Below are 8,711 nucleotides of genomic sequence, written 5' to 3' on the forward strand. Positions count from 1 at the left end.
AGCCTTCTGTGTTTGCATCGGCTGTCCCGAAGACCGCAATCCGGTTTTCGGGCCGATGCTTAGACAGCCGGTGCGTTCCGGAGTCCGCCGATGTTTTTCGTCCTGTCCAAGATCATCTGGTTCCTGTTCTCGCCGGTGAATTTGCTGATCCTGCTGGCGGCCTTGGCGGCGCTGCTGGCCTTCACCCGCTTCGCGCGCCCGGCGCGCTGGCTCGGCGGATTTGCCATGCTCGGCATCCTGGTGCTGTCCTTCAGCCCGCTGCCGCGGATCATCGTGCGGCCGCTGGAAAACCGCTTTCCGCAGCAGGAGGCCGCCAGGGGGCCGGTTACCGGCGTCATCGTGCTGGGCGGTGCAATCGGCGTCGCGCGCGGCGACATCGTGCTGAACCACGCCGGTGCCCGCATGACCAAGGCGGTCGAGCTCGCCCGGCTGCATCCGCAGGCGAAAATCGCCTTCACCGGCGGCGGCGCCAATCTGCTCTCGCCCGTGGTCAGGACCGAGGCCGATGGCGCCAGGCTGCTTTTCGAGGCGCTGGGCCTGCCGCCCGAGCGGGTGGTGCTTGAGGACAAGTCGCGCAATACCCGCGAGAACGCGATCTTTACCCGCGACCTCGTGATGCCGAAGCCGGGCGAGCGCTGGTTGCTCCTGACCTCGGCCTGGCACATGCCGCGCGCGATGGGCGTCTTCCGAAAGGCCGGATTCGCGGTCGAGGCATTCCCGGTCGACTATCTCTCGAGCAATGAGCCGGCCGATTTCTTCAGGCCCTACCGCGAGGCGTCGCGCGGCCTCGACATCGCAGAGCTCGCCTTCAAGGAATGGGCTGGTCTCGTTGCCTATTACGCCGCCGGCTACACGGATGCGCTGTTCCCCGCTCCCTGACGTTGCGGGGAGCAGGGCCTATTCGCTGCTTGGCAAGGACAGGCGGTAGACGCCGCGGAAATCGTCCGGATCGACCGGGCGACCCTTTCGGGTAATGACGAGGCGACCTTCCTTCATCATCCGCACGGCGATGCGGCGGATCGGCTGCATCAGCGGCCCCCAGCCATCGGGATGGTCGCCGCCGACGCGGCGCGCGGCATCCATCGCGCTGATCGTACGACCCAGTCCTGCCTCCGTGAGCAGGTCGAGTATGGCGGCTTCGAGGGCGTCAACGTGATCGGTCATGCCTCCCAGAGAGGCAGGGCTGCAGGATTCGTCAAGCGGCGAGGCCAGGGCGGAGGGATCGGCTTGCCCTGCCGCGTGAGGTGAAAAGCACTGCGGTCGCCATCGCGGCAGTGCGCGGAGACGAAGGGCTCAAGCCGGTGCGGTCGCTTTGGCTGCTTCGTCGATCAGAGCGGCGACTTCGGCCGGCTTGGAGGCGAGCGAAGCGTGGCTGGCAGCGAGCGTGATGACCTTTCGCGCGTTGAGGCGGGCCGACATGCGCTCCTGGTTCGCGGGCGCGATCATCCGGTCCTCACCGGAGATCTGGTACCAGGATGGCTTCTTCTTCCAGGCCGGCGCGGTGATGGTGTTGCCGAAGGTGCTGGCAAGCGGGGCCTTCTGCGTCACACCCATCACGAAGCCCTCTTCGGGCGTCAGGTCGGGGCAGAAGCTCTCATGAAATTTGTCGGGCAGGACCCAGAGATAGCCGTCGCTGTCGGGAGAGAGGTTTGCGGCCGCCTCTGGCGGGTGTTCCTGGGTGATTCCGCCCGGGCTCTCGCCAGCATCTGGGGCAAAAGCCGCGATATAGACGAGACCCACCACATTGGGCAGATCTCCGGCTTCCGTGATCACTGCGCCGCCATAGGAGTGCCCGACCAACAGCACGGGGCCCTTCTGCTGCGTCACCATCTTGCGGGTGCGCTCGGCGTCATCGGCCAGCGAGGTCAGCGGCATTTCGACGGCGTGGAGCGATGTGTAGCCCATCCGGGAGAGTTCGAGGATCACCCTGTTCCAGTGTGAGGCATTGCCCCAGAAACCATGCACCAGGACGATTGCTGGCTGCTTGCTCATGCTGGCCTCCTGATCCGCGGATCGGCTCCCCCCCGGGGCGGACGGTCTCACGGAGGTTCAGCCGGTGTCCAGAGCAATCGTTGCGGCCGGACAGCCCGAATCAGTGACCGGGGCTTGTGAAGATTCGTGCGGATTCCGACGCGAACTGCCGGCGCCACATCACTGTCAGCACTGCGGCCGTTGCAGCGAGGAACAGCCAAGGATCGATGAACCAGCCGAGATAGGCGAGTGCAAAGAAGAAGGCGCGTTGGCCGCGGTTGAAATGCCGCCCGGCGGCGATGTTCATTGCGATGGTCTCGCGGACGGCCTCCTTCGTCTCCTCCTCGTCGACCCGCTCCCTTGGCGGGATCGCGCCGAGAAGGATCGCGCAGTAGTTGAAGAGCCGGTAGCTCCAGGCGAACTTGAAGAACGCATGGGCGAAGATCACCGCAAGCCCGATCACCTTGATCTCCCAGGCCGCGCGCGAGGTCGGCGCGGTGAAGGGCAGATCGGCGAAGATCGCGACGACGCGGTCGGTCGACTGAAGCAGGGCGAGCGAGCCGCCGATCGCGATCAGCGAGGTCGAGGCGAAGAAGGCGGTGCCGTTCTGCAGTCCGTTCATCACCTGGGTATCGATGATGCGGTTTTCGCGCCGGACCGATTCCTGGATCCAGCGCGCGCGACGGAGATTCATCCGCGCGTTGAGGCTTCRCTCCCCATGTGGGCCCTTTTCCACGGCCAGGCCATAGCCAAGCCACGAGGCGACGAAGAAGATGAAGGCGATCATATCGATCGTCGTGAAGCCGGCCATGAATCGCCTCCCTTGGGCCAGAGTGCTGTCGGCATGGCCGCGCTGCAAGCCCGCGATTGACGCGATGTGCACGAGCGGCCACGGTGCCGCCGACGAGATGGAGGCCGGCAATGCCGCAAGTGATCACCAAAGGCTACAAGGCGTTGCTGGCGGAAGCCGAGGCCAAGGTCGAGACGCTCTCCGTCGAGCAGGCGAACGCGCTGGTCGGCCGTGACGACGTCGTCTTCGTCGATCTGCGTGATCCGCGTGAACTGGAGCGGGAGGGGCGCATGCCTGGTGCCTTCCACTGCCCGCGCGGCATGCTCGAATTCTGGATCGATCCCGAAAGCCCCTATGCCAAGCCGGTGTTCCAGCAGGACAAGCGCTTCGTCTTCTTCTGCGCAGGCGGCTGGCGTTCGGCGCTTGCTGCGCAGGCCGCGCAGGAGATGGGGTTGAAGCCGGTGGCGCATATCGCCGGCGGGTTCGGCGCGTGGAAGAAGGCTGGTGCGCCCCTCGATGCGCCGGAGCCGAGGAACGCCGGCGACAAGGGCTAGGTCTGCATCTTGTCCCATATCCTGATCGTTCTGCTCGTCGCAGGCGTCATCTTCCGCAAGCCGCTCGGACGCCTGCTGGCTCGCCAGTTTCCCGATCGCGCCAAGCGACAACAGGTGCTCGGCACGATCATCGTCGCCTTCCTRCTGGTAATCGCCGTCAGGCTGGTTGCCCTGTTCTGGTAGGAAATCCGGCAGGTCCGATAACGGGACTTGCCCATGCAGGGCGTCATCGCTGCGGTCCGCTTTCCAGGGTTGCCCGAAGATTGCCTGTGCCCCCGAGGTCACACATGCCCCGGTTGCAAATGAAGCGGCTTGCGCGTTCGCTGCCGATGCGGCATGTTGTTTATCTTGGCTTCAACACGCGAAAGGGGAGGGCTGAATGCAATTCATGATCATCGTCGCCACTCCCCCACGAATGTCCCGCCACTAGGTCGGACATTGCCGCGGCCCGCCTGAGGCGGTCCCCAGCCAGGGTTTTTCATCTCTACGTTTCATCCGGAGACGATCGCATTCGCATCGGCTCCACCTGATTTGGAGTCGGCTCCCGCGCGGCGCCGAATGATTTCTATGTCTCTTCAATCCTCAACCGGGCGGCAGGAGCCGTTCCGGGCCGTTCTCGGCTTCACATTCCGGCACTGGGCGCGCCGACCAGGGCCGGTTCTCGGCGTGGCCGGGGCCATGATGGCGGCGACTGCCGCGGACCTGTTCATGCCGCTTTATGCCGGYCGCCTCGTCGATGCGGTGGCGGGCGAGGGCGCCAGCGCACTCGATGCGGCGCTATGGGCGCTGGGCGCGATGCTCGCACTCGGAGCGGTCAGCGTGCTGTTCCGGCATCTCGGTTTCATCGGCATCACCGGYATGACGTTGCGCACCATGAGCGAGACGGCGCAGGAGGCGTTCGCACGCCTGCAACGCTTCTCGACCGATTGGCACGCCAACAACTTTGCCGGTTCGACGGTGCGCAAGATCACCCGCGGGATGTGGGCCCTCGACCTGCTGACCGACACGGTCCTGATCGCGCTGTTGCCGTCGCTGGTCGTGCTGGTGGGCACGACGGCACTGTTGGCATGGCATTGGCCGGCGATGGGCCTCGTCGTCTTCCTTGGCTCGGTGATCTATGTCGGTGTCACGATCGCGCTGTCGCTCAGCTATGTCGCGCCCGCTGCGCGGCTCGCCAATAGCTGGGACACGCGTGTCGGCGGTGCATTGGCTGATGCGATCTCCTGCAATCCGGTGGTCAAGGCCTATGGCGCCGAGCTGCGCGAGGACGGTCGCTTGGCGGGTGTCCTGGCAAAATGGGCGCTCAGGACCCGCCGGACATGGGTGCGCGGCACGACCTCGGGCACGGCCCAGCAGATCGTCCTGCTGGCGCTTCGCGCCGCGGTCATCGGCCTGGTCATCTGGCTCTGGGCCAACGGCCAGGCCACGCCGGGCGACGTCGCCTTCGTGCTGACCTCGTACGCGGTCGTTCACGGCTATCTGCGCGATGTCGGCCAGCACGTGCACAACCTCCAGCGTTCGGTGAACGACATGGAGGAACTCGTCGCCATGCATGCCCATCCCTATGGGGTGCCCGATCGCAAGGGAGCGACCGACATGGTGGTGCCGGCGGGCGAGATCGCCTTCGAGCAGGTGACCTTCCATTACGGAGGCCATGTCGAGCCGCTCTATCGCGATTTCTCGCTGACGATCCGGGCCGGCGAGAAGGTCGGTCTGGTCGGGCGCTCCGGCTCCGGCAAGACGACCTTCGTCAAGCTGGTTCAGCGTCTCTACGACGTCTCCGGGGGGCGCATCGCCATCGACGGGCGCGACATCGCTGATGTGACGCAGACCTCCCTGCGGGCGCAGATCGCCATCGTGCAACAGGAGCCGGTGCTGTTCCACCGCTCGCTGGCGGAGAACATCGCCTATGCCAAGCCGGGCGCCTCGATGGCCCGGATTGTCCAGGCGGCGAAGCTCGCCAACGCGCATGACTTCATCATGCGCCTGCCCAAGGGCTACGCGACGCTGGTCGGCGAGCGTGGCGTCAAGCTCTCGGGTGGCGAGCGCCAGCGTGTTGCGCTCGCGCGTGCCTTCCTGGCCGATGCGCCGATCCTGATCCTGGACGAGGCGACCTCGAGCCTCGATTCGGAATCGGAGGCGCTGATCCAGGAGGCGATGGAGCGCCTGATGCAGGGGCGCACTACCATCGTCATTGCGCACCGGCTTTCGACGGTGCGGGCGATGGACCGCATCCTGGTCTTCGATCGCGGCAGGGTGGTCGAAGAAGGCAGCCACGAGGCGCTGCTGACCCGCGAGAACGGCGCCTATCGCGCGCTGTTCGAGAAGCAGGTCAGCGAACTGGCGAAGGGGCTGGCGGCATAGATCATCGGACCGGATATCGTATCCGGTCCGATGATCTAACCATCTGTCATTGCATCGGCTTTCCCGAAAACCGCAATCCACTTTTCGGGCCGATGCATTGAGCCGCCAGACTACCTGCGGAGCGCCCTTTGCGTATGGTCGGGCTTGTCCCGGCCATACGCGTCTTCGTCTCCGGGGGGACAAGACGTGGAGGTTCCGGGCGACCTATTTCGGAGCCAGGGCCCGCGGCCGGACACCCGCGACGGGGCCGGGCGGAAGCTCCGCGCTCACATCTGGATTCAACGACTTCATGTCGAGATTCGGTTTGGTCAGAAACCGATTCAGGCCTGTGACGTAAGTCTCTGGCAACGCCCAGTGTTTGGCGCTCGCGATGACGGTTTCCATATAGCCGGGGCGCGGCTTTCCGAGCGTGCCGCTGCGGCCGACATAGACCAGGGCCCGCTTGGCGCCGCCCTCGACGATGACCGGCTGGCTGATCTTCACATAGAGACCGCTGGCGATGTCCTCGAACTTGTCGAGTGCGCGGATGTCGCCGAGCGAGCAGTCCCAGAGCACGCCATGGACGGTTTCGCGCGGATCGCGAACAGCCGAGGCATAGCCATCGCTCGTCACGATGAAACGATGGYGCGGCAGGCGCGCGAGACCGAGTGGCTTCGAACCGGGACAGCGCTTGGCCATCCCGGCGATGTCCATATTCAGACCATAGGCGAAATAGAGGGGCACTGGCCTATTTCGTCTTCTGGAACAGCTCGCGGCCGATCAGCATACGGCGGATCTCGCTGGTGCCGGCCCCGATCTCGTAGAGCTTTGCATCGCGGAGCAGGCGGCCGGTCGGATAATCGTTGATATAGCCGTTGCCGCCCAGAAGCTGGATGGCGTCGAGCGCGATCTGCGTCGCCTTCTCGGCCGCGATCAGGATGGCGCCGGCGGCATCCTCTCGCGTGGTCTCGCCGCGGTCGCAGGCCTTGGCGACGGCATACACATAGGCCCTGCAGGCATTCATCATCACATACATGTCGGCGACCTTGCCCTGGACGAGCTGGAATTCGCCGATCGACTGGCCGAACTGCTTGCGCTCGTGGATATAGGGCATGACCACGTCCATGGCCGCCTGCATGATGCCGAGGGGCCCGGCCGAGAGCACGACGCGCTCATAGTCGAGCCCCGACATCAGCACGTTAACGCCGCGCCCGACCTGGCCGAGCACGTTTTCCTCCGGGACCTCGCACTCCTCGAAGACGAGCTCGCAGGTGTCCGAACCGCGCATGCCGAGCTTGTCGAGCTTCTGGGCGGTCGAAAAGCCCTTCATGCCCTTCTCGATCAGGAAGGCGGTGATGCCCTTCGCGCYGGCGGCGGGGTCGGTCTTGGCGTAGACCACCAGCGTCTCGGCGATCGGGCCGTTGGTGATCCACATCTTGTTGCCGGTGATGACGTAGCGGTCGCCCTTCTTCTCGGCCCGTGTCTTCATCGAGACCACGTCCGAGCCGGCGCCGGGCTCGGACAYCGCGAGCGATCCGACATGCTCGCCCGAGATCAGCTTTGGCAGGTACTTCGCCTTCTGCGCAGCATTGCCGTTGCGGGCGATCTGGTTGACGCACAGATTCGAATGGGCCCCGTAGCTCAGGCCGACCGAGGCGGAGGCCCGGCTGACCTCCTCGATCGCCACGACATGCTCGAGATAGCCGAGGCCTGCGCCCCCATCCTCTTCTCCGACCGTGATGCCATGCAGGCCGAGGGCCCCCATCTCGGGCCAGAGGTCACGCGGAAACTGGTTTGAGCGGTCGATCTCCTCGGCGCGCGGCGCGATCTTCTCCTGCGCGAAGGCGTGGACGGTGTCGCGGATCGCGTCGGCGGTCTCGCCGAGATCGAAATTGAACGGGCGCGGGGCGTTGGCGAGCATGGTGGCCTCCCGGAAGACGCCGCGCATCGGGCACGGCTTTGCAGCGTTATAGCGCGCTTTGTGGCCCTGTCAGGCTGTTCCAGCGCGATCTCCCGGATGGGCGTGGCCACACCGGCGGGTGATCTGCCATGCCACTTGCAGCCGGCGACCGAGAGGGGGCGGGAGCGCCGACACTCGGTTTACACATCCTATCCCCTGGATAGGATGTGAGCATGAGCCACGCACATGATCCCGATATCGTCAAGCGGCTGCACCGGGCGCAGGGCCATCTCGACACCGTCGTGAAGATGCTCGCGGGAGGGCGCGAGGTGCCAGAGGTGGTGCAGCAGCTCCAGGCGGTCGAAAAGGCGCTGGAGAAGGTCAAGATGCTGCTGATCTTCGACCATATCGACCATCACCTGTTCGAGACGACAGGCACGCAGACGCCCGAGACGCGGCGCTCGATCGAGAGCCTGAAGGCGCTGACCAAGTATCTTTGATCCAACGGGAGTTCCAGCGATGTCCGAACTGGCCAGCCTGGCGCCGCGTCACGACCATGTCTTCCTCGGCGCAGACCACCAGGAGAACGAGCGGCGCACCTGGATCGTCATTGCGCTGACCATGACGATGATGGTCGGCGAGATCGCCGCCGGCACGCTGTTCGGCTCGATGGCGCTCGTCGCCGATGGCTGGCACATGTCGACCCATGCGGCGGCGCTGCTGATCGCGGCTCTCGCCTATCGCTTCGCGCGGCGCCACGCCCGCGACCCACGCTTCAGCTTCGGCACCGGCAAGCTCGGCGACCTCGCAGCCTTCGCGAGCGCGCTCGTCCTGGCGCTGGTCGCCCTGTTCATCGGTTGGGAATCGGTGATGCGGCTTGTCCAGCCGGTGCCGATCGTCTTCGGGCAGGCGATTGCCGTCGCGGTTCTGGGCCTTGCGGTCAATCTCGCCAGCGCCTGGTTGCTGAAGGGCGAACACGGACATGACCATGGCCCTGCGCATCACCATGACCATCACCATCATGCGCATGGTGGCGCGGACCACAATCACCATCATGACCACCACGCCGGGAGTGGGCGGGATCATAATCTCCAGGCGGCCTATCTGCATGTGCTGGCGGATGCCTTCACCTCCGTGCTTGCCATCGTCGCGC

General features: G+C 65.3%; 11 protein-coding genes. 6 read left to right on the plus strand and 5 right to left on the minus strand.

Going from position 1 to position 8,711, the window contains the following annotated elements; translation table 11 throughout:
• Positions 1 to 90 precede the first annotated feature (90 nt).
• Complete coding sequence (locus AC1DRP_RS32110) at positions 91 to 879, plus strand: YdcF family protein (RefSeq protein ID WP_441508481.1); 789 nt, start codon at positions 91 to 93, stop codon at positions 877 to 879.
• An 18-nt stretch (positions 880 to 897) separates the two neighbouring features.
• On the opposite strand, the gene AC1DRP_RS32115 is transcribed toward AC1DRP_RS32110, so the two are convergent.
• The 3 genes from AC1DRP_RS32115 to AC1DRP_RS32125 form a co-directional block, all read right to left on the minus strand.
• Positions 898 to 1,164 (minus strand): DUF3253 domain-containing protein, encoded by a 267-nt coding sequence (locus AC1DRP_RS32115; protein WP_441508480.1) that lies wholly within the window; start codon positions 1,162 to 1,164, stop codon positions 898 to 900.
• 129 nt (positions 1,165 to 1,293) lie between these two features.
• Entirely contained in the window at positions 1,294 to 1,992 is a 699-nt protein-coding gene (locus AC1DRP_RS32120; protein WP_441493268.1) for an alpha/beta hydrolase, read from the minus strand.
• A gap of 100 nt (positions 1,993 to 2,092) precedes the next feature.
• Positions 2,093 to 2,782 (minus strand): DUF599 domain-containing protein, encoded by a 690-nt coding sequence (locus AC1DRP_RS32125; RefSeq protein WP_476770610.1) that lies wholly within the window; start codon positions 2,780 to 2,782, stop codon positions 2,093 to 2,095.
• A gap of 110 nt (positions 2,783 to 2,892) precedes the next feature.
• Here AC1DRP_RS32125 and AC1DRP_RS32130 point away from each other — a divergent pair, with 110 nt between their 5' ends.
• From AC1DRP_RS32130 to AC1DRP_RS32140, 3 genes are all read left to right on the plus strand, one after another.
• The gene (locus AC1DRP_RS32130; RefSeq protein WP_441493266.1) at positions 2,893 to 3,315 is read left to right on the plus strand and encodes a rhodanese-like domain-containing protein; all 423 of its coding nucleotides are present in this window, start codon (positions 2,893 to 2,895) and stop codon (positions 3,313 to 3,315) included.
• 9 nt (positions 3,316 to 3,324) lie between these two features.
• On the plus strand, positions 3,325 to 3,498 hold the full coding sequence (locus tag AC1DRP_RS32135) for a hypothetical protein (protein WP_441493265.1): 174 nt from the start codon (positions 3,325 to 3,327) through the stop codon (positions 3,496 to 3,498).
• Positions 3,499 to 3,882: 384 nt separating this feature from the next.
• A complete protein-coding gene (locus AC1DRP_RS32140) occupies positions 3,883 to 5,679 on the plus strand; it encodes an ABC transporter ATP-binding protein (protein ID WP_441493264.1) in 1,797 nt (598 codons plus the stop codon).
• Between the two features lie 204 nt (positions 5,680 to 5,883).
• Here the strand turns inward: AC1DRP_RS32140 and AC1DRP_RS32145 are convergent, their stop codons facing one another.
• On the minus strand, positions 5,884 to 6,402 hold the full coding sequence (locus AC1DRP_RS32145; protein ID WP_476770611.1) for a gamma-glutamylcyclotransferase family protein: 519 nt from the start codon (positions 6,400 to 6,402) through the stop codon (positions 5,884 to 5,886).
• Positions 6,403 to 6,406: 4 nt separating this feature from the next.
• Complete coding sequence (locus AC1DRP_RS32150; RefSeq protein WP_476770612.1) at positions 6,407 to 7,579, minus strand: isovaleryl-CoA dehydrogenase; 1,173 nt, start codon at positions 7,577 to 7,579, stop codon at positions 6,407 to 6,409.
• A gap of 212 nt (positions 7,580 to 7,791) precedes the next feature.
• Here AC1DRP_RS32150 and AC1DRP_RS32155 point away from each other — a divergent pair, with 212 nt between their 5' ends.
• Positions 7,792 to 8,058 (plus strand): metal-sensing transcriptional repressor, encoded by a 267-nt coding sequence (locus tag AC1DRP_RS32155; protein WP_476770613.1) that lies wholly within the window; start codon positions 7,792 to 7,794, stop codon positions 8,056 to 8,058.
• A gap of 19 nt (positions 8,059 to 8,077) precedes the next feature.
• Positions 8,078 to 8,711, plus strand: a 634-nt coding sequence (gene dmeF, locus AC1DRP_RS32160) for a CDF family Co(II)/Ni(II) efflux transporter DmeF (protein WP_476770614.1), incomplete at its 3' end; no start/stop codon positions are given.

The sequence above is a fragment of the Allobosea sp. 01N443 genome, assembly GCF_056399325.1.